The sequence below is a fragment of the Mesorhizobium sp. M7A.F.Ca.US.005.03.2.1 genome (assembly GCF_003997795.1).
Taxonomy (GTDB): domain Bacteria; phylum Pseudomonadota; class Alphaproteobacteria; order Rhizobiales; family Rhizobiaceae; genus Mesorhizobium; species Mesorhizobium ciceri.
In genome coordinates this window covers 10,097-30,270 of sequence record NZ_RZRP01000002.1, presented here as the reverse complement: position 1 = coordinate 30,270, position 20,174 = coordinate 10,097, and the positions used below count along the sequence as shown (strand labels likewise).

Annotated in this window: 16 protein-coding genes; 9 read left to right on the top strand and 7 right to left on the bottom strand. The window is 59.2% G+C overall.

Annotated elements, in window-relative coordinates; genetic code table 11:
• Positions 1 to 993: glycosyltransferase family 2 protein (locus EN991_RS00260; RefSeq protein ID WP_164768810.1), on the top strand; the 993-nt coding region annotated here is incomplete at its 5' end.
• A gap of 81 nt (positions 994 to 1,074) precedes the next feature.
• Here the strand turns inward: EN991_RS00260 and EN991_RS00255 are convergent.
• Positions 1,075 to 1,782, bottom strand: coding sequence for a helix-turn-helix transcriptional regulator (locus tag EN991_RS00255; RefSeq protein ID WP_013533112.1), 708 nt, complete (start codon positions 1,780 to 1,782; stop codon positions 1,075 to 1,077).
• 213 nt (positions 1,783 to 1,995) lie between these two features.
• On the opposite strand from EN991_RS00255, the gene EN991_RS00250 reads away from it, so the two are divergent.
• Positions 1,996 to 3,738 (top strand): PAS domain-containing protein, encoded by a 1,743-nt coding sequence (locus EN991_RS00250; protein ID WP_127366184.1) that lies wholly within the window; start codon positions 1,996 to 1,998, stop codon positions 3,736 to 3,738.
• Here the strand turns inward: EN991_RS00250 and EN991_RS00245 are convergent.
• The gene (locus tag EN991_RS00245) at positions 3,731 to 4,405 is read right to left on the bottom strand and encodes a response regulator transcription factor (protein WP_013533114.1); all 675 of its coding nucleotides are present in this window, start codon (positions 4,403 to 4,405) and stop codon (positions 3,731 to 3,733) included. The genes EN991_RS00250 and EN991_RS00245 overlap by 8 nt on opposite strands.
• A 480-nt stretch (positions 4,406 to 4,885) precedes the next feature.
• Here EN991_RS00245 and EN991_RS00240 point away from each other — a divergent pair, with 480 nt between their 5' ends.
• The 7 genes from EN991_RS00240 (at position 4,886) to EN991_RS00210 (ending at position 11,855) form a co-directional block, all read left to right on the top strand.
• The gene (locus tag EN991_RS00240; protein ID WP_013533115.1) at positions 4,886 to 5,608 is read left to right on the top strand and encodes a sugar phosphate nucleotidyltransferase; all 723 of its coding nucleotides are present in this window, start codon (positions 4,886 to 4,888) and stop codon (positions 5,606 to 5,608) included.
• A 39-nt stretch (positions 5,609 to 5,647) separates the two neighbouring features.
• Positions 5,648 to 6,784 (top strand): DegT/DnrJ/EryC1/StrS aminotransferase family protein, encoded by a 1,137-nt coding sequence (locus EN991_RS00235; RefSeq protein WP_013533116.1) that lies wholly within the window; start codon positions 5,648 to 5,650, stop codon positions 6,782 to 6,784.
• Entirely contained in the window at positions 6,781 to 7,455 is a 675-nt protein-coding gene (locus EN991_RS00230; protein WP_127367930.1) for a sugar transferase, read from the top strand. Before EN991_RS00235 ends, EN991_RS00230 begins: the two co-directional genes overlap by 4 nt.
• 87 nt (positions 7,456 to 7,542) lie before the next feature.
• Positions 7,543 to 8,547: an SDR family NAD(P)-dependent oxidoreductase gene (locus tag EN991_RS00225; protein ID WP_064994999.1), complete on the top strand. Its 1,005-nt coding sequence runs from the start codon at positions 7,543 to 7,545 to the stop codon at positions 8,545 to 8,547.
• Entirely contained in the window at positions 8,544 to 9,773 is a 1,230-nt protein-coding gene (locus EN991_RS00220; protein WP_127367929.1) for a hypothetical protein, read from the top strand. The genes EN991_RS00225 and EN991_RS00220 overlap by 4 nt, the downstream gene beginning before the upstream one ends.
• Before the next feature lie 16 nt (positions 9,774 to 9,789).
• The gene (locus EN991_RS00215; RefSeq protein WP_063167489.1) at positions 9,790 to 11,052 is read left to right on the top strand and encodes a polysaccharide biosynthesis/export family protein; all 1,263 of its coding nucleotides are present in this window, start codon (positions 9,790 to 9,792) and stop codon (positions 11,050 to 11,052) included.
• A 110-nt stretch (positions 11,053 to 11,162) separates the two neighbouring features.
• A complete protein-coding gene (locus EN991_RS00210; RefSeq protein ID WP_164753432.1) occupies positions 11,163 to 11,855 on the top strand; it encodes a class I SAM-dependent methyltransferase in 693 nt (230 codons plus the stop codon).
• Between the two features lie 59 nt (positions 11,856 to 11,914).
• On the opposite strand, the gene EN991_RS00205 is transcribed toward EN991_RS00210, so the two are convergent.
• From EN991_RS00205 to EN991_RS00185, 5 genes are read right to left on the bottom strand one after another with little or no spacing between them, the layout of a single operon-like run.
• The gene (locus tag EN991_RS00205; RefSeq protein WP_013533122.1) at positions 11,915 to 12,181 is read right to left on the bottom strand and encodes an acyl carrier protein; all 267 of its coding nucleotides are present in this window, start codon (positions 12,179 to 12,181) and stop codon (positions 11,915 to 11,917) included.
• Between the two features lie 38 nt (positions 12,182 to 12,219).
• A complete protein-coding gene (locus EN991_RS00200) occupies positions 12,220 to 13,773 on the bottom strand; it encodes an AMP-binding protein (protein WP_164753422.1) in 1,554 nt (517 codons plus the stop codon).
• On the bottom strand, positions 13,770 to 15,791 hold the full coding sequence (asnB, locus tag EN991_RS00195; protein ID WP_127367928.1) for an asparagine synthase (glutamine-hydrolyzing): 2,022 nt from the start codon (positions 15,789 to 15,791) through the stop codon (positions 13,770 to 13,772). Before asnB ends, EN991_RS00200 begins: the two co-directional genes overlap by 4 nt.
• A gap of 3 nt (positions 15,792 to 15,794) precedes the next feature.
• A complete protein-coding gene (nadE, locus tag EN991_RS00190; protein ID WP_281040637.1) occupies positions 15,795 to 16,778 on the bottom strand; it encodes an NAD(+) synthase in 984 nt (327 codons plus the stop codon).
• Positions 16,775 to 19,369, bottom strand: a complete 2,595-nt coding sequence (locus tag EN991_RS00185) for an AMP-binding protein (protein ID WP_127367927.1) — start codon at positions 19,367 to 19,369, stop codon at positions 16,775 to 16,777. Before EN991_RS00185 ends, nadE begins: the two co-directional genes overlap by 4 nt.
• Between the last annotated feature and the right edge of the window lie 805 nt (positions 19,370 to 20,174).

Genomic DNA, 20,174 nt, shown 5'->3' with positions numbered 1-20,174 from the left:
CAGCATGACCGTGCCAATGTCTCATGGTCACGCCCTTTTATCTCTGTCGGGATACCAACCTTTCGCCGGCCCGATACGATCCGCAGGGCGATCGACAGCGTCCTGGGTCAGGATTACTCCGATTGGGAGTTGGTCGTGAGCGACGACGAGGGACCGGAGGGCGAGACCTGGGCTATCGTGACCGACTATGCACGAAGCGAACCTCGCATCCGCATCATCGAGAACAGCCGAGGTCGCGGTCAGGTGGAGAACACCAACAACGCTATGCTGGCTTGCTCTGGACGGTGGATCAAGTTGCTGCACGACGATGACTGGCTTGCGCCAGGTGCACTCAGGACATTCGCCGAAGTTGCCAAACAGCACCCGTCGGTCGCCTTCATGACGTCTGCCGCAAACATAATCGAGGACAAGCGAGTGAGATTTCGCCAAGTCCCCAAGGAGCAGGAAGCGATCTCCCTTTATTCCAGCCAGCAGTGCCTGATGGACCTCTATCTGGTGCGCGCGACACGCTGCCTGGGGATCATTCCATCCACATTGCTGATCAACAGCGACGTCATTCGTGCCGGCTGCTTGATGCGCACGCACAAAGAGATTCCGGCCGGAGTGGATCAACTGTTCTTCGTCGATCTAGCCAGCCATGGGGACATGGTGGCGATAAGCGATCCGCTTACCTTTTATGATGCAACGAGCCATCCAAGCATTACCACGTCAAAGAGTTTCCGCGAGGTCGACGAAGTGACTCTCGCCGTCAAGCAGCTTAACTGGAATCTCATCAAAGACCGCAACCATCTCCCGCCTCCCGAGACATTGCTGCGGGCGCTGCGGGTTGCTCGTATTCCCATGCGGTTCCACCAGCAGTCCTGGTTGACTACGTTCCTGGATGGGATTCAGATCTTCCGGCCTTCCGTCATGAAGGTGGCGGGCTGGCACGTGCTTAATCACGTGTTTGCAATCCGCCCAAGATTGGGCCGGGTGCGCACGCGACGGCGGTAAGGTGAGGCTGGCCGACAAGCACATCAGCGACAGATTGCGCGCACAAGCCTGTTGTGCGCGCGCATGGTAAAGGCGTTTGCCTCACGGCAAAACGCATATGCGCCCAAGAAGAGCTACCAGTTCCGCCTGTCGCCGTGTTTCGGTCTTGGCGAACAGCGACGCCAGCTGCGACCTTATCGTGGTCCGGCTCAAGCGCCGCTTGCGGGCTATTTCCAAAGGGGCATCGCCCTGCGCCAAGCGCAGTGCGAGCTGCGTTTCGGCACTCGTCAGACCAAACATTCTTTGCAGCGTCTGGGGATTTGGCCCGGACCTGTTTTCACGATCCAGCAGCGCCACGATGCTTGTCGCGTCAGGCGTTGCTATGCCCTTCTCGTTCAATATCAGGGGCCTGTCGCCCATACCTCGGATCACCACCCATGAAAGCGTGCCAGGAGAAAAATTGCCCGGCACGTTTGCGATCAGCCGTCTCAGCGCAGCAAATACCTTGCTGGCCGTATCGGCTGCCTCGCCTTCGCGCTCCAAGGTGTTTTGAGCGGCTGAATTCCACTCCATGACCTTCCTGTCGCTGTTCAGGATCAGGTAGCCACAACCGATGCGATCAAGCATTCTCACCACAGATGCAAGGCTGCTCTGCCGTGGCTCGACAGCAACGCTGTCGAACCGTTGCGGTGCTTGATGCCAAGCGGAAGCATGCTCACCTTGCGTTCTCAAGGCGGAGACAGGCTTTCCCCCGAAACTTCCATATTGGCGACCAAGAATTCCATCATCTTGCCTACCAACCAGTGCCATTTTCTTACCTCCCGCAAAACGGCAACGCCTCCCAGTCAAAAGGAGGTGCCTTAAACATGTCAGTCAGGTCGCTTGGAGAGTAGCGGTCCGATCCGCCCCCGACATCGGACAAAATGCGCGCTACAATCCCGGGGAACAATCCTGCGGTCGGACTAGTCTGTACGCTTTTCGGTCTAATCTCGACGGACTAGTCAGAAGGTTATAGTCTGGCACATGCGTTTGCATTCGCTCAGTTTGCATCCGAACAGCTCAGGCAAGTTGCTGACCCGCCTTGCCTCGATGTCGCTCCTGATAGCGACACTTGCAGTCGAGACAGCGCTGCCGACCTCTGTGGCATACGACATCGGCTTTTTTGAGTTTGTTCCCGCCATTATTGCCATCTCATATCTCGAAGATCGCATGATCGCTCTTGCGGCAACATTTGTGATGGTTGCCGTCGGCTTGTTGACGCGGGATGTCCTGCACCATCCAATCGATGTCGGCCTTTGGGTTCAAGCCATTCTGCTGCTGGTTGCAGGGGGGATGATCGCCCTGACTTTCCACCGGCAGAGGCAGGACTACCGCACCCTTTTGCAGGTTGCGGAGGCTAGACTCGCGGCCTTGGAAGCAACCGAAAACAGGTATCGCTGGGCATTCGAACGTGCCGCCATTGGCTTTGCCAACATGAATGAGAACGGAGAGTTGCAACGGTCCAACAAGCGTCTTTGTGAGATGACAGGGTATGTCGAGGAGGAGCTTTCAAGTCTGCCGCTCAGCGCACTCGTCCACCCCGACGACAACCACACCTTGGCGGAAGCGTTGACTCGCCTGAAAGACACGACTTCGTTCGGCTCGGAGATCCGTCTCCTGAGAAGAGACGGCACGATTTTGTGGACAAGATTGGCCCTGTCTTTGGCCGTGCCAGCCGATGCTCTCCCTCAAAGCATTTTTGTAGTGGTGGACGACATATCGGGAGAGCGAACCGCCCGCGAGGCACTCCGGGCTCAGAAGGAATGGTTGGACCTGGCGCTATCGTCAAGCCGGTTGGGAACATGGCGCATAGATTTCGAGAGCGGGTCCGTGAAGGGCTCAGCCGCGTTCTGGGAAATGATGGGGCTGGCACCCGCGCCGAGCCGTCCATTGCAGGAATTGACTGCGGTCGTTCACCCGGCCGACTTGCCTAATCTGATGGCCCCGGGAGAGCTTGCATCAGGCGCCGACTATGACGCTGAGATCCGCATCAGGCGAACTGGCGGACATATCCGCTGGATTGCGCTTCGGGGACGGGACGAATTGCGCGACGGTCGTGCACAGCGAATAGGAGTCGCCGCGGATCTCACCGATCGGCGCATAACCATTCTGCTGCGGGCTGCGGCGAAGAAGCGAGAGCGGGCCATGCTTGAACAGCGCCATAGGCTCAACAATCTGTTTCCGGTGATCACGGCGCTTGTGAATATGGTTGGTGCCCCCGACAATGATATCGCCAGCTATAAGCAGACACTGATCGAAAAGATCGGCGCACTCCAGGCGACGCATCTGCTTCTTTCACGCGATGGCAGCCTGTCGGCTTCCCTGCGTGACCTCATCGTTCAGGAATTGCAGCCCTATATGGGGACGCATGACATTTCGATCAGTGGACCCGAAATAAAAATGGCTGAGGGTTCGGCTGAGAGCTTCGCAATGATCGTTCACGAGCTTACGACCAATTCCGTGAAGCATGGGGCTCTCGGCACTCCGGCAGGACGGATCAAGGTCGTGTGGCAATTCGTGGCCCAGGAGCCCGGCGCCGACATAGTGTTTGAATGGTCGGAATCGGGAGAGCGCCGGGTCTCCACCTCGGCTCGGCGTGGTTTTGGGTCGTTGATTATCGGAGCCGGCGGTGAGCCTATCGTGGGCCACTCTTCCAAGCTTGAGATGCTGGATCACGGACTGAAATATTCGGTCCGGCTGCCGCCAAAAGCAATCGGCGCTAGTTGATGTCCCTGGCGGCCCATGTCTTCAGCAAAACCGCGGCTTCCGTCCGGTTTCGTGCCCCAAGTTCGCGCAGGACGGCAGCCGCATGAATCTTCGTCGTCGCTTCTGCAATTTCAAGAGAGCGGGCAATCTCTTTGTTCGAGTAACCTTCAGCCATCAACCTGAGGACTTCCTTCTGTCTGGACGTAAGCCTGCCCAGATTGTTGACGCTGATGGTCCTGTGGGGCATTTGCGTGGGAGCCTCGGATGGAAGGCGCACCGACTCCTTGGACCTTTGTGAAAGAAGTGCCGGAACGTAAATGCGGCCAGCCAGGATTTCGTTCACCGCCAGGACCACCTCCTCGTCCGTTTGGGACTTTACGATATAGCCATGAAGTCCAATCGAGAGGGCAGTTAGAATCTCGGCGCGTGAATCGGTCCCTGAGACAATTGCAAACCGTGTGTCGGGATGAGCCGGTAAGACGTCGCGAAGGTCGTCCTGACCGGACAGTCCCGGCATGTTCAGGTCGATGATGGCGAGATCAACAGGCGCCTGATCTTCAAGCAGGCTTATGACGGTATCAAAACACGCCGCTTCGAATATTTCCAAGTCTGGAATGCCGGCCATCAAAGCCAGTCGCAGCCCACGACGATACAAGCCGTGATCATCGGCGATGATAATACGATACATGAACCACCCACCTTTTGGCAGCCCGCATGTGTCCCTAGCTGCCGAAACCTCCCTTTGGATGGACTGTGCGGTGACCCAACACAGATCAGCCGCCCGCTGATCCCCCGTATGTCGACGCTCGCCGCCGCCCATCGGCACATTTCAACCTTCTAATATAGCTTACAATCGCACACATTTCAGGGCCAGATGTTGAAGTGTTTTTTTCGTACGAACGGTAGCGATGCCCTTCCGAGAAGGTCGTTGCCGGCGCCGGACATGTGAACAGTTCCCAGCTCTGATCGCCCTGCCGCGCCCATGCGCTGCCAACTGGAATATTGAATCAAAAGGCCGGGAAAGTGCCATTCAAATGCACGACGACGCCTTCTCAAGCGCCACTTACCATCGCTGCACTCCGGAGAGGCAAAACCAACACTGGCGTGCCTTCCGGCCGGGTGGGTTGGACCCATCACACCGCGACAGTCGTATCAATAGGAGGACGAGATGAAAGCGGTCATTCAGTGCGGTGGAATGGGAACACGCCTTCGGCCTTTCACATCCATATTGCCCAAGCCTCTCATGCCGATCGGTGCTCGACCGGTTCTTGAATTGCTTTTGAAGTGGCTGCGGCGGAACGGCATTCAGGAAGTCTACGTCACGACCGGCTATCTGGGGCACTTGATCCGCACCGTATGCGGGGACGGATCCCAGTGGAATCTAAGGATACGCTACACCCAGGAACTGGAACCTCTCGGCACCATTGGCCCACTCTCCCTGATCAGGGAGGAACTGGACGAGCCGTTCATTGTTCTCAATGGGGACGTACTTACCGATCTCAGTCTCAGCCGGTTTGTGGCATCACACCGCACACACACGGATCCAGTCACCATAGCCACCGCATCCCGCGTCATCAAGATGGACTTCGGCGTCATCGACGAGGTCGACAATACCGTTCAAGTATTTCGTGAAAAACCGACGCTATCCCATCTGGTAAGCATGGGAATATATTGCATGAATCCAGACGTTTTTCGTTTTATACCTGACGGCATCGCCTTCGGATTCGACGATCTCATGCTGCAGATGATGCAAAACGGCACGAATGTGCACGTCTACAAACATGACGGGCTTTGGCTGGATATCGGACGCGTTGAAGATTTTCAAAACGCACAAACCATTGCCTGGGAAGAGCAGTCCGCATCGATCGAGGTCTCGGCAGCGGCCGCTTGAGGGCTGAACGCTCGACCACGCCAACATGAGGAGGTCGTAATGCTCTTGGTCAGCGCTCCTATTCTTGGCTTTCCGGAAAAGGCGGCCTTGGCCAAAGTTGTCGACAGTGGGTGGCTGACGATGGGGGACCAGGTACGAGCCTTTGAAGAGGCCTTCGCGGCCGTGCATGATGCGGTCGATTGCGTTGCCGTCAGCTCTTGCACCGCCGCCCTGCATCTCATTCTCCATGCACTTGGGATCGGTCCCGGAGACGAAGTTCTGGTTCCCTCGCTGACCTTCGTGGCGACCGCGAATGCAGTGCTCTACGTAGGAGCAACACCGGTATTCGTCGACATAGAGTCGGCCGAAGTGCCACTGATGTCCCTAAGCGACGCGGAAGCCAAGTGCACCGGACGCACCAAGGCCGTCATTCTCGTCCACTTTGCCGGCTACCTCGCCGACCGGGAAGAATGGCAGAGATTTGCCCGTGTGCGAGGACTGCATATCGTCGAGGATGCCGCGCATGCTCCCGGCCTTAAGGAGGTGGGGACTTACGGTGCGGCCGCGGCCTTTAGCTTCTACGGCAACAAGAACATGACCACCGCGGAAGGTGGGGCCGTAATCGCCCGGGATGCACAGCTCCGTGAAGCGATCCGCCAGGCTCGCGGACATGGGATGACCAGCGGCACACATCAGCGGCTGAACAGCCGCACGCCGCAATACGATGTGACGATGCTCGGTTTCAATTATCGCATGGATGAATTGCGCGCCGCTATTGGCTTGGTCCAGCTTCAGAACCTGCAGGAATGGAATGAAATCCGGCGCATATTGGTCGTCCTCTATCGACGTCTGATCGCAGACTATTGCTCGGCTGTGACAGTTCCGTTCTGCAAACCGCGGACCTCGGCCTATCACATCATGCCTGTCCTCCTGCCACATGACGTCGACCGGCAAACGGTGATCGACCATCTGCGAACGAAGGGAATACAGACCACAATCCACTATACGCCCGTGCACCAGATGACGCTCTATCGCCAAATGTTCACTGAAATCCATCTGCCGAAGACCGAGGATTTCGCGCAGCGGGAGTTGACGATTCCACTACATCCGCAAATTACGGCAAGTGCGATCGAGTCGGTGGTTGTTGCGTTGGCCACCGCGATTGAAAGCAGCGGGCGCGCGGGAGCCGCGGCATGAACGCACTCGACGTGACGATGCATCGGCCCGCCGTAGCTGGCACCAGCCACGGAATTGCCAGGCGCGCGATGGATATCATCCTCGCCGCAGCAGCGGGAATGGCACTCGCTCCGCTGATGCTACTGATTGCTGTCGCACTCTTTGTCGAGGGTGGTTGGCCCGTGCTTTTCGCACAGACGCGCCTGGGTGCCGGCGCAAAACCGTTTCGCATGTACAAGTTCCGCAAATTCAAGACAACAGCCGATCCTTTCGGCCTTGCGCTGACCATGAACGATGACAGCCGGATGACGCGGATAGGCCGTTTTCTCGCGGCAACGAAACTTGATGAGTTGCCGCAACTGTGGAACGTTTTTACGGGAGACATGGCAATTGTCGGCCCGCGGCCGGAAAGCCTTGCCTTCGCCGATTGTTTCCGCGGCGGCAATGAAGCCGTCCTGCAGTGGAAGCCCGGCCTGCTCGGCCCGACCCAGGTTCTATTCCGTCACGAAGCCTGTTTTTACCCGCCCACCCTTGATCCGCTCCTGTTTTATCGAGAGGTCCTGTTCCCGGCCAAGGCAACGATCGACCTCGCCTACTATCCGCGGCGCACGATTGCATCGGACCTCGTCTGGATAATGCGAGGCTTCAGGGCGGTTTTCGGCGTGTCCCTGCCTCCCGCGGCGAGTGGGTAGAGTTGGAAGGTGAGGAGAGTTTGGCATGAATGGATTGTTGTTCGTTCGCCAGTTTGACAGCTCACACGATCAAAGGAGTGCACAGTCGTGAGCTATCGCGGCAGGAAGGTCCTGGTCACGGGTGCGGATGGATTTATCGGATCCCACCTCACGGAAGCGCTGGTGCACGAAGGCGCCGATGTCACGGCACTGGCCCTATACAACTCGTTCGACAGCCATGGCTGGCTGGACGATTTACCCGACCACGTTCGAAGCCAGTTGCAATGCATTCGTGGGGATGTTCGTGACAGCGCGTTCATCAACCGGATCGTGCGCGGCCAGGCGGCGGTGTTTCATCTGGCTGCGCTGATTGCGATTCCCTACTCCTACGCGGCTGCCCAATCCTATGTGGAAACCAATGTGCTGGGCACCGTGAATGTCCTCGAAGCGGCACGCCACTGGGAAACCGAACGCATTGTGCATACGTCCACGAGCGAGGTTTATGGCACCGCTCTGACCATGCCGATCGACGAATCCCACCCACTGCAGGGACAGTCCCCCTACTCTGCGTCCAAGATCGGCGCAGACATGATGGCGGCGTCCTATGCCAGGTCCTTCGATGTGCCGGTGGTCATCCTGCGACCGTTCAATACATACGGGCCGCGCCAGAGCGAGCGGGCCATCGTGCCGACCATCATAAGGCAGGCTCTGGACGAGAACTGTCCGGCGATCATGGTCGGCGACACCAGCCCTATCCGCGACCTTACCTTTGTGGAGGACACTGCGGCGGCATTTGTGGCGGCAGGGGCGGCCGAGCTTGAATTTGGCCATGCCTACAATGCAGGCAGCCAGCGCGCCGTCAGTGTCTCGGACGTTTTGGAGTTGGTGCTCGAGTTGAGTGGCACCAGGAAACCAGTTCGTCGAGATGAAAGCCGGATGCGGCCGCAAAACTCCGAGGTTCGCGCGTTGCTCGCCGATTCCTCGAACCTTGAAAGTAAAGTCGGATGGCGGGCACATACGAGCTTGCGTGATGGTCTGGAAAAGACCATCGAGTGGTGGCGCTCGCGCCTCAGCGAAGGCCGCGTCCGACGCGAAATGAGCTACATGACATGACCTTTCCGCGGCTCATACCAGCTTTGCTGTTGATGGCCGCGCTGCTGGCGCTGCACACAGCCGTAAACCGGCCGAGCGGTGCGGCAGGCACGGAGCCGGCAATGGATCTGCCCGCTTATCTGAAACCTGCAACTGATCCGGCGACAGGGATCCGCTTTACTCGGATCACTCAGCCCGGAGCGCTTGGCAGCGGAATTGTCTGCGGCAAAATATACTGCAGTCATCGCTACTCGAGCGCGCAAGCCTGGAATGCGGATCAGAGCCTCCTCGTCCTCATGAACGGCTGCAACGGCATGTGTTTCCTCGACGGGAAAACCTACCTCCCTTTGTTTCATCGCAACAAGTCGGGTGAGTGCGAATGGCGCCCTCGAAACGCGGAGATGATGATCTGTGTCGATGGTCAAAAGATTTCGATCTGGGCGCCCCGCACCAATCGTGAGGACATAGTGTATTCCGCAACGAAATATCGGGATCTCGAATTCGGCCCGTCCAAGGGAAATCCTAGTCGTGACGGCAACCGCATTGCCGTACGCGCGACCCGCAATGATGGAGCTGCTGTCGTTTTCGCATACGACATCGACCGGCGTCTGAAATACCCGGACATCGATCTCGCCCAGGTTGCCGGAACGACCAGTTCCTGCACCATTTCTCCGCTCGGAGAGAACATCCTGTGTTTCCAAAATCTGGTCGACGGCACCGAACAGCGAGCCATTTTCGCAGTCGACGGCACCCTGCGCCAAACGTGGAAGGATCATCATCGGCCCGGCCATGGCGATTTGACTCTCGATGCGGATGGCAGCGAAATTTACGTCGGAACCAGCAAATCCGCTCCGGACAAATATCAGGTGATCAAGCGTCGGCTGTCCGATGGAAAGGTCACGTCGCTCACGAAGTACGGTGAGGCCGAGCATACGTCGCTGCGTGCTTTGGACAGGCCCGAATGGGCATTTATAAGTTACGGGGGCAATCCCGATGAGGTTCGGAGCCACCCGGACTGGGCGCCATACACGCGTGAAGTGATCGCGCTGCGTGTCGACGGTCGTCAGGAGGTCCGACGCATCGTGCAGACGCGAAACGCTCCGTTCGACTATTGGAGCGAGACACATGCCTCACCGTCCCCTGATGGGTCGCAAGTGATCTGGTCGAGCAATTGGGGGGTGCCTGGTGGACCGGTCTACGAATTCGTCGCCCATCTCGATTGGCCGCAGCAGCCGGGCCTGAATTAAAGGGAGATTGCCATCGATGGCCTTCGTTAGCCGAATTTTCTTTGCAGCCCTTGCCGGCTGCCTGGCCCTGGATATCGCAGCCGCGGCTGAAGCGCCGGTGGCCTATAAGCTGTCGCCCGGCGATACGGTGGAGATAGGAATAGCCTCCATAGCGGAGCGAACGCAACGCGCGATCGTGCAAATGGATGGCTCGATCGCGCTGCCCGAGTTCGGGATGATCCCGGTTGGCGGGCTGACGCCGGCAGAATTGCAGACGCGCATGGAGGCGGTGCTGCCAACCAAGATAGTCCATCAGCGCCTGCCTGATGGACGGGAGCAAATGATCGTCATCAAGCCGAGCGACGTCACGGCCGTGATCGCGGAGTACCGTCCGATCTATGTGACTGGCGATGTGCTGACACCAGGGCAGCAGACTTACCGGCCACTCATGACTGTCCGACAGGCAATTGCCGTCGCCGGCGGTTTTAGTCTCCTGCGGTCTCGGGCAAGCCAAAGCGGACCTGATCCCGTTGATCTGCGACGCGACTACGAGTCGATCTGGGGGGACTACATCAGAGACTACTTTCATGGCGCGCGCATCCGCGCCGAACTTCAGAACCAGGCAGAATTTGACATGCAACCGCCGCAAGGCTCGCCCCTGTCGAATGCATTGATATCGGCGGTCGCGCAGGCGGAAGCGGAGGGCCTCAAGATTTCGCTGAACAATTTTCAGCAGGAGCAAAGCTATCTCGACAAGACCGCCAAGGATGCCGAGGCTCAGGTCGAAGTTCTGCTCAAGCGCGAGCAGACGGAAGCGGCCGCGGTGAAACAGGATGAGGACGATCTTGCGCGGGTCACCAAATCGTTCGAATCGGGCAACCTGACCAACAGCAGGCTCGCCGACGTCAGACGTGCCGTGCTGATGTCGTCGAGCCGGGCGCTCGAGACCTCGGTCGAACTGATGAGAACGCGGCGCCAGCAGGAAGACTCCGTCAGGCAGCAGGAACGCAATGAAAATCAAAGAAGGATCGGCCTTCTGAACGAATTGAGGGACACCGACCTTCGCCTCGCCGAGACCACTGCAAGGCTCCACGCAGCCAGCCAGAAGCTTCAGCCATCAGGGGCGTCCGCGCTTCCACTGCCCGTCGCCGGCGAAACCTTTCAGGCGCGGATCACAATAACCGGCGGGGCCGGCGACGCGTCAAGAGGTCGACCGGTCGACCAGGACACCGAGGTTGCGCCTGGAGACACCATCGAGGTGAGGTTCAGCAGCGAACTGCAGAGCGCGGCGATCCAGTAGTTGCGCGGACGTGAACCGAGCCGGGAACGACGTTGCTGATGGCTCGCCCATGGCATGAAGACCGGGCGCCTGAGAAATCAACATGGGGAAATCAAGAAAGCGGGTTTGCCGTGATTGGTGAAATAGATGTCGCCAGCGCCTACAGCACCGGCCGCACCGACTTCATGGGGCTGAAGTTGGTTGTCGCGCCCGGCGTGCTCGTCCCTCGCCCGGAGACGGAACTGCTCGGCAGCACCGCCCTCAATGTCCTTCGTGAACTTAACAGGCCGGTACCGCGTGTCGTGGACATGTGCTGCGGGGCGGGCAATCTCGCCTGCGCCATTGGATACAAGGTCCCCACCGCGCGCGTCTGGGCGAGCGATCTTACCGACAGCTGCGTCGAAACCACCTGCCGGAACGTTGCCCATCTTGGCCTGGCCGGACGTATTTCGGTGCTACAGGGCGACCTCTTCAATTCCTTCTCGGGTCTGGAGCTCGAAGGTACGATCGACCTGGTCGTCTGCAACCCGCCTTACATCTCGGAGAAGCGGCTCGAAAACGACCGCGCGCATCTGATGGAACTTGAACCCCGTGAGGCGTTCGCTGCCGGGCCTTACGGCCTGAGCATTCATATGCGGGTGATCAAGGAGGCGCAGCACTATCTGCGGCAAGGTGGCATGCTACTTTTCGAGGTCGGGCTTGGCCAAGACCGGCAGGTCATGAGTTTGGTTGAGCGTTCCAAAGCCTATGAGAGCATTCGCACGGTTGCGAACAAAGCCGGTGAAGCCAGGGTGGTTTGTGCACGGGCCAAAGCGTCAGCGTGAGCCGCGCCATGGGTTTGCGCGCCCGGTTGGGACGACGCCCTCAAGCCGTAGCCCGGCGATCAGTTTTCCTTGCTGACCACGTAACGTGCAATTCCCTGGATGGAATCGAAATTCTCCGGCAGAAGTTCACTGTCCTCGACAGTGATGCCGAATGTCTCCTCGACGAATCCGATAACTTCAAGCACTCCAGTCGAGTCTATGATGCCCTGGTCGAGCAACGACGTTTCAACTTCCAGCGCACGCGGGTCGGCTACGTAGAAGTTTGACGCCAGAAAGGCGCGGATTTGATCGCTGTAGGTGTCAATTCTGTTGTTCGTGCTCAGCATTGAATTGGCCTCCGATCCAAATAATTCCGTAAATTGCTTTATGACAGCGCCATTTTCTTGAGCTTGCCCGTGTCCGTCATCGGCAGACTGGACACAATTTGGATGGACTTCGGAATCATGAAGTTTTCCAATCGCTTTTGACATTCCATCCGCAGCTGCTTTTCGCCCATGATCGTTCCTTGCTCCATGACGACAAACGCTTTCACTGCTTGCCCCAGCAGGTCGTCAGGTACTCCGACAACCGCGGCTTCCCGTACTCCCGGGATTTCCATCAGCACGTTTTCGACTTCCCTAGGCGCCACCTTTTCTCCCCGCGATTTTATGATCTCATCGCTGCGGCCGACAAAATAGAGGTAGCCTTCCTCGTCCATTCGGCAGTAGTCGCCGGTGTACAGAACCTGCTCGCCGGGCAAAGGACCTGGCTTGAGCTTCTTCGCGGTAGCCTCCGGCTTACCCCAGTAGCCCTTCATGACCGTTGCCCCGCGGATGACCAACTGACCGACGACATTGGGACCAACCCTTCGGTCATCCTCATCGACAATCCACATTTCGGTGTTCGGGATGGCGATCCCCACGCTCAACGGTTTTCGGGCAAGATCGTCCGGCGGAAGATAGGTGCAGCGTTTGCATTCGGTCAGGCCGTACATCGAATAGATGCGGGCGGCGGCAAACAGTTCCTGGAGCAGGCGAATGTGCTTAAGCGGCAGGGCTGCCGCCGTGTTCGTGACATACCTTATGCTTGCAAAATCATTTGCCTTCAGCGTCCTGAGATCCGACAGTGCGGCAAAGATGGTCGGCACGCCGGGAAAGCCTGTAACTCTCTCCCTTTCGATGATCGCAAGTATCTGTGCGGGGAAGGCAAACGAGCGCTCGAGGACCAACCGCGCCCCGGTACGGAATGCCATTATCATCTGATAGAGGCCGTAGTCGAAGGCCAGGGGCAAGACATTGAGGATCACGTCGTCTTCGCCAAGCTCAAGGTACGAGGCGATAGACGTGCAGGCTGTCATCATGTTCCTGTGTGTCAGCATCACGCCTTTGGGTTCGCCGGTCGAGCCCGACGTGTAGATGATGGCTGCGAGATCGATATCGATGCGGCGGCGGGCCGGCGCTTTGCCGTGGCTGGCAGCCGCCTCATCCCAGCGCACGGCATGCGGCAATCCCCGGAGCTCGGCGTCGTCCACCTGACCGGAGACGATGAGCCGCCGCAGCGACGGACAGTTACGCGCCGGCTCAGCAAAGACCGGCTGCAAATGTTTGTCGGTGATCAATGCTGCCGGAAGGCAATCGTTGAGCAAATACCCCAGCTTGTCGCTCTTGGTGAGCGGATTGACGACGCACACAACGGCGCTCGCCTTGAGAACCGCCCAGAAGCTGACCACGGTCTCGACGGTGTTGTCGGCGAAGATCATAACGCGGTCACCGGGGGCGACCCCGGACGTGACGAGATGACGGGCGACCGCGCTGGAGCGTGTCTCAAGCTCGTCATAGGTGAGCCGGTGCTCGCCGCACACCAGCGCTACCTTGCCGCCGAGCCGCTCGGCCGAATGACTGAGGTAATCGTCCAGCAGAGGTACGGCGCCATGCATCATACCAGCACCTCTTCCCTGTGCAGGTGATCGACATCTATCCTGAGGTCGACCGCATGCGCGCTCGATGGGCGGCTTGCGACAAACTGCTGATGGAGGAGCTGCGTCGACAGCACGCCGACCATCGCCATGTTGTCCGAGTTGGACAGATCCCCATCGCCGGTCTTGGCAGCGCATTTGTCCAGCAGGCGCGCGACCGAGTTCGGATCAAAGACATTCGCCGCGCGCAGGGCAGTCTCGGAGAGTGCTTCGCGGACATAGGCGGGTGCGCCATCGCCCGTGAAGCAAAGTGCGTTGGGCGCCCGGTAGGGTTGCTTCTTGCGGGCCACGACTTCCGCGGGCACGATCGATTTCGCCACACGCTTCAGCACGTGTTTCTCATCCAGAATGCGCAGCTTGTAGTCGGGCGGAAGCGAATTCGCCAAGGCCACGAGCCTGTCGTCCAGGAACGGGAAGCGCCCCTCGACAGAATGGGCCATCAGCATCCTGTCACCCTGCGAGGAGAGCAGGTAGCCCGACATCAGCGTCCTGATCTCAAGATACTGGTCCTGCGCGAGAGGACGCCATCGTGGAAACTCTTCGGGCAGGCGGCCAAGCAGGTCTGCCACCACGTCGTGACGCGCCGCTTCGGCATGCATGTCGGCCGAGAACAGCCGTTTTATCGCGCTGGTGGTGCGCCAGCGGGTGTCATGCGCGAAGCCGGGCGTGCCAAATGCATGGATATCGTGTCCAAAGAACTGGCGCGCCATCGCCTGCTGCTTGACCGGCGACCGGCTCAGATAGGGGTAGAGGCGTTCCAGCAGTCGCGCGCGTCGGGCGGATGCGGGCTGCCGCCCCCAGAAACGGCGGACCTTGCCTTCACGGAACAGGTCGTAGCCGGCAAACATCTCGTCGGCGCCCTCGCCGGTCAGGACGACCTTGATGCCATGTTCGCGCACCAGCCTCGAGAGAAGGAACAACGGCGCCGGCGCGGTCCTGAGAATCGGACGCTCGGCGTGACGGATCACATCTGGGAAAACCTCGGCAATATCACCGCGCGAAACCATCACCTCGTGGTGCTCGCCGCCGCTCGCACTTGCAACCAGCCGCTGGTAACGGGTTTCATCATATTCGGCGTCAGCAAAACGCAACGAGAAGGTCTGGAATGGCGCGCCGGCGAAGCGCCTCCCGAGCATGGCGACAAGTGAGCTGTCGAGCCCGCCGGAAAGGTAGCAGCCAACCGGCACATCCGCCTTGACCATTCTAAGCGCCGTCGCGGCCTGCAAGGCGCTACGCACTTCGTCCACCGCATCGTCCAGTGAGCCGGTGAAGGTGCCGTGGGCCTGGTCCGCGATCTCGGGATAACAAGGTTTCCAGAAAGCGTGCTCACGAACGCTGCCATTGTCGTAGATGCGTACATGGCCGGGGGTAAGTTCCTTCACTCCCTGAAATACGCCTTGCGGCGGTACGACCGTCCACAGCGTGAAAGTCTGGTCTATCCCCGCCGGATCGAAGGCCCGCGGTATCGCCGGGTCGGCTGCGAAAATGGCCTTCACTTCGCTGGCGAAGTGAAGGCGGCCAGCATGTTCGCACAAATGCAGCGGGCAGATGCCGAACCGGTCGCGCGACAGGACGAGACGGCCTGTCAGCGAATCCCAGATGGCGAGTGCCCACTGCCCGTTTAGCCTCTCGAATGCGGCCACGCCCCAGGCGCGGTAGGCGTGCACGATGACCTCGGTATCGCTGCGGGTGCGGAAACGATGCCCCAGCGCCATGAGTTGTTCACGCAGCTCGACGTAGTTGAAGATCTCGCCGTTGAACACGATCCAGGTGGTATCGCCGGTGTCCGCGAGGGGCTGCTGTCCGGTCGAGAGATCGATGACCGACAGACGGGTATGCGCCAGCCCCGCCCGCCTGTCGCGGTAAACGCCGCTCTCATCCGGGCCTCGATGGGAGAGCGCGGCTGCCATTCGTAGAAGCGCGGCTCGTGAAGGAGGCTCCGCAGCCGCGTTCAGCGCCACAATTCCGGCGATGCCGCACATGGGTCAATCCCTGTCCATCGCAGCGGACAGCTGCGGCCGTGCGTGAAGGTAGCGGGCGGCGCGGCGTTTGCTGACGATATCCTTATAGACCTTCTCGACCTGCTCGGCCGTCAGGCCGGCGGCGGCGGCAACCACGCCGGCCGAAATTCCGTGATTCATGCCGTAGAGGCACAAATCCATCAGCTGATAGGGCAAGGCGAAGTAGAACTCCTCCTGGGTTTGCGCCATGGAAAACGTGTCCGTGGTCGGCGGCCTCATTCGGACCTCCTCGTCAATCCCGAGATATTCCGCCAGCTGATAAACCTGGGTCTTGTAGAGATGGACGATCGGCATCACGTCGGCGACGCCGTCGCCCTGCTTGACGAAGAAGCCTTGGTCATATTCGAGCCGGTTTGGCGTGCCTGCCACTGCATAGTTGAGGCGGTCCGCATGATAGTATTCAGTCATCTTGCGAACCCGCTGCTTGTAGTTGGTTGCAGCGACGATCTGCAGGTAAGCCGCCGGCGAAAGACGCACGGTGTCGATCTTTCCGTCCGGATCCTCGACGGTGAGGCGCGTGATATTAAGGCCGCTGCTCTCCAGCACCGATGCCATGACCAGCTTGCATTTCCAGCCTTCGCCATATCCAGGGACGGCAGTTCGGATGGCCTCCATCTGTCGGGCGTAGGCGCCGATGCCCTCGAGCGCCGGCTGGATATCCTCAAGGATTGTGTCGATGCCAAGCTGCCCGGCGACGCTGCGGCCAAGCCTCAACGAGTCGCCGGATGAATCGCGCTCCGGCATGAACAGGCCCAGTACCTTGTCCCTGCCGAACGCGCGTGCGCAGACCGTTGCGACGACCGAACTGTCGATGCCTCCGGAGAGCCCGACAACCACTCCGCGGCGCCGTTGTGTGCCGAGAACCTGTTCGCGCAAGGTCTCGACGATGCGATCGATCTCCAGCCGGGCATCGAGCGCCAGCACATCGCTGTTGAATTCCCCGATCAGGTCGATGACACTGCCTCCCGTTTCTGTGACTCGATTGAAGAGTAGGTCTCAGTCACAGCGTTTTCGATGAGCGGGCGATTGATGGTCAGATGGGGCTCCACGACCATGTCGATGTGAGTGCCGGCGATCGGAATGACGTCCAGATGGACGAATGCCCGATCCCACCCAAGTGCAAGCGGCATTCCGGGCCGCGCGCAACGGAACAAGGTGCCGGTGATCGGCAGTATCGGCCTGGGTTCTGTGAGCCACTGGAAGAAGGCGCGCGCGCGCAGAACTTCCTGCAGTTCCAGTTTGGTTCTGAAGCTCGTCGGGTTGAACTGACCCTCGGCATAGCGATCGAGGAAGCTGGCAAGCCGGGATTCGCAGTGCATTTTGACCGCGACCTTGGCAAGCGCGCGGCATGCCACTCGACTAGCCGATATACGATTGGTTCGGATCCGGTGAAATGTCCGGGTAATCGTCTCCCAACGCCTGCTGCGTTCGCCAACCAGGCTGGTATCCAGAATGCCCGTGAACGCTACCGCTCGCCCTTGATCAAGCAGACGCGCGGCAACCTCAAAAGCAACCGCTCCTCCGAGCGAGTGACCAAGCAGGCGAACACAGCCGGTCGGCTGCACGCGGTTGATATGATCGATTGCAGCTTCGACCATTGCGGCGACGGTGTTCTGACCTTGCAGGATCATGCCCAGGGCCGGATATCTGATGGGAGACACCCTGGCGACCTTGCTTATTGCCGATGCGAACGAAGCAAGGCTCGGACCATAGCCGACCGAGCCGGGGAAAAGGAAAAGCAGCGGAGGCTCGTGTTTCCAAGCGGGCGCGTGCTCGCCGCCTCCTTGAGCAGAAATGACCGCTGCAACCATCTCATCGAAGCTCATTCCAACCGTGAAGGCTTCCAATCCGAGCTCCTGCCCGATCGCGCTTTCGATTTCCATGACGCAGTGCAGCAGCTTCAGCGAATCTCCCCCCGCTTCGTCCCAACAGCCCAGGGCGACCCGCGTCTTGAGGACCTTGGTCCAGGCACGCCGTACGATCTGATGAGCAGGAACTTCATGTCCCGCATGGGGTATTTGCGGTGGGGGCGTGGTTTCCCGAACCGAAAGGTCAATTGCAGCCAGCGTTGTCATATCGATCTTTCCGCTGGGCAGTCGCGGTATCTCGGCGCTTGCATGGAGTCGCAACGGGCAAAGCGCCGGCGGCAATTTTGTCCTGGCAAGTTGGCGCAGCTCGTCGCAAAAACTGGCTCCCGCTCCGCTGTGCGGTACGGCGAATGCAACCAGTTCATTCGCCGGGGTGACGATAACCACGGCATCCTTCACCGACGGCGCGCCACGCAGAACCCGTTCGAGTTCGGCCGGCTCAACGCGCCGCCCATTGACCTTTATCTGGCGCCCTTTGCGGCCTATGATCCGCAGCAGGCCGTCACTCCCGATTTGCACAAGATCGCCCGTCGTAAAGATGCGAAGCGTCTGGTCGTCGGGGTCTACTTCAAACGGAACAACGGCCCCGTTTTCCCAATGTCCAAGCGCGACATACGGGCTTCTGATCAACAGTTCTCCGATCTTGCCGGGCTGAACCGGGTAACCCTCTTCATCGACCACTGCGAAGCTGATTCCCGGAAGCAGCCAGCCGACGGGAGCCGAAGAATCGAATTCCGGCCAATCGTGCGGCAAGAACCACTGCGATCCCGTCGTTTCCGTCGATGAATAGCCGATCTGCACCAGGCAATTTGGCGGGACAGCCTTGCGCACGAGGCGGATGTCGGCCGAAGATACCTTCTCGCCTCCAATTCGGGCAACTCTGAGCGAACCAAAGGCGTCCGCGGGTTCATCCGCCAAGAGAGCGCGAAGCAATGCAGGCACCAGATAAGTGATCGTCACGCCTTCGGATTGCATGCGGCCGCGAACCGCGCGCAGGCCGACGGCTTCAACCTCCACAAGCTGCAACGTGGCACCCGTGAGAAGAGCGGCAAGAATTTCCCGACAGCCGGCGATGGTTGCCGGGCCGGTCAGAGGCAGGAATACATCCTGTGCATTGATGTGGCACGCATCGACATATTGCTGCACTCGGCACAGCAAGTTCCGCTGGCTGTTGACAATCCCCTTGGGGCGGCCCGTGCTGCCGGAGGTATAAAGCACGATTGCCGGTGCATCGACAGAAACCACACGGTGTGCGGCTGGATGGGGCGTTGCCTGCAATGATTGCGCCATATCGATCCAGGCAACGTGCTGGGGCAGATCAAGGCCGTGGAGGCCTTTGTCGCCAATTATGGCGGAGAGCCTCGCGTCGGCGACGATTTCGTTGATGCGCGAGTCCGGATCTCGCACGTTAAGCGGCACTGACGGCCGACCGGATGCCATGCTGGCCAGCATCGCAACGGTGTACCAGACCGAGTTGGCCTGAAGTATTCCAACCGCATTTCCGTCGGGAACGACGGCTTCAATCCAGCCGGCCAATGCCTCGACCGCCCGAAAAAGCTCGGAATAGGTCAGTCGATTGGTGCCGTCGCTGGCGGCTAATTTTTCGGAATAACGCCCGGCGATCTCCCTCAGGTGATCAAAGACAGGAACGTCGGCGAAGCCAGTTCCCATCCGTTGATGCAGACGTAGAACAGGCCCGCCATGGTCAAGAGCATGATCGGGAGCTTTTAACCATCGGCAAGGGACCACCGCTTGGTAGTCAGCCTGCACCGTTTGAATCGCCCTCGAAGATTCTAAATGCGCCAGAGACATAAGGGCCCCACGCTAGGATTGTTGCCGCTTATCGCTCCGCGGCATGATCTTTTCATCAATCATTCGGATGATGCGTGAGACGGTCTTAATCGCTTGAATTATTCGAAGATGAAGAGGCCAGCCTGCGCCCGCCCGGGCTGCGGGACTACCTTACCTTACAGAGGTGTCGGGCTGCGCGCTGCTATCCGCTTTGCCAGTGCTTGAAACGAAGCAGTATGCGAACACTTCCCCTCCAAGCTCATCCGTTACACGAACCCAATTTTTTTCCCAAGTCCGCAGGGTAACCTGGCGTCCCGTTGACATAGTCGCCGCCGTGAACGGGCTGGACGCATTGACGTTACTCGCCGCGACCACGTCATCCCCCTCCATTTGTTCCACCAGGTATGTTTGCATCACTGCTCCTGACTGTGGGGCAAGGCCGGTTCAATCGCGTGTAGCTGGACAACTCCAACCGCAGGGAACGGATTTCGTTCCATGCTACAGGCAACTCTACCGCCGGAAGTCAGCCTTCAGATCGCCTGCCCTCCTGGCAGGACCGTGGCCTAGCCGCTGAACGACTGGTCAGGACTGAGCTATGCTTTGGGGGAGATGGACCTCGCCCTGCGAATCCGCATACTTCTGGAAAAGTGCAATCTTGTCGGGATACGTAATCCGGATTTCGCTG

Coding starts and splice junctions, on each gene's coding strand:
- EN991_RS00255 (WP_013533112.1), bottom strand. CDS start 1,782: ATGGCACTGGTTGGTAGGCAAGATGATGGAATTCTTGGTCGCCAATAT.
- EN991_RS00250 (WP_127366184.1), top strand. CDS start 1,996: ATGCGTTTGCATTCGCTCAGTTTGCATCCGAACAGCTCAGGCAAGTTG.
- EN991_RS00245 (WP_013533114.1), bottom strand. CDS start 4,405: ATGTATCGTATTATCATCGCCGATGATCACGGCTTGTATCGTCGTGGG.
- EN991_RS00240 (WP_013533115.1), top strand. CDS start 4,886: ATGAAAGCGGTCATTCAGTGCGGTGGAATGGGAACACGCCTTCGGCCT.
- EN991_RS00235 (WP_013533116.1), top strand. CDS start 5,648: ATGCTCTTGGTCAGCGCTCCTATTCTTGGCTTTCCGGAAAAGGCGGCC.
- EN991_RS00230 (WP_127367930.1), top strand. CDS start 6,781: ATGAACGCACTCGACGTGACGATGCATCGGCCCGCCGTAGCTGGCACC.
- EN991_RS00220 (WP_127367929.1), top strand. CDS start 8,544: ATGACCTTTCCGCGGCTCATACCAGCTTTGCTGTTGATGGCCGCGCTG.
- EN991_RS00215 (WP_063167489.1), top strand. CDS start 9,790: ATGGCCTTCGTTAGCCGAATTTTCTTTGCAGCCCTTGCCGGCTGCCTG.
- EN991_RS00205 (WP_013533122.1), bottom strand. CDS start 12,181: ATGCTGAGCACGAACAACAGAATTGACACCTACAGCGATCAAATCCGC.
- EN991_RS00200 (WP_164753422.1), bottom strand. CDS start 13,773: ATGATGCATGGCGCCGTACCTCTGCTGGACGATTACCTCAGTCATTCG.
- asnB (WP_127367928.1), bottom strand. CDS start 15,791: ATGTGCGGCATCGCCGGAATTGTGGCGCTGAACGCGGCTGCGGAGCCT.
- EN991_RS00185 (WP_127367927.1), bottom strand. CDS start 19,369: ATGGGAACTGGCTTCGCCGACGTTCCTGTCTTTGATCACCTGAGGGAG.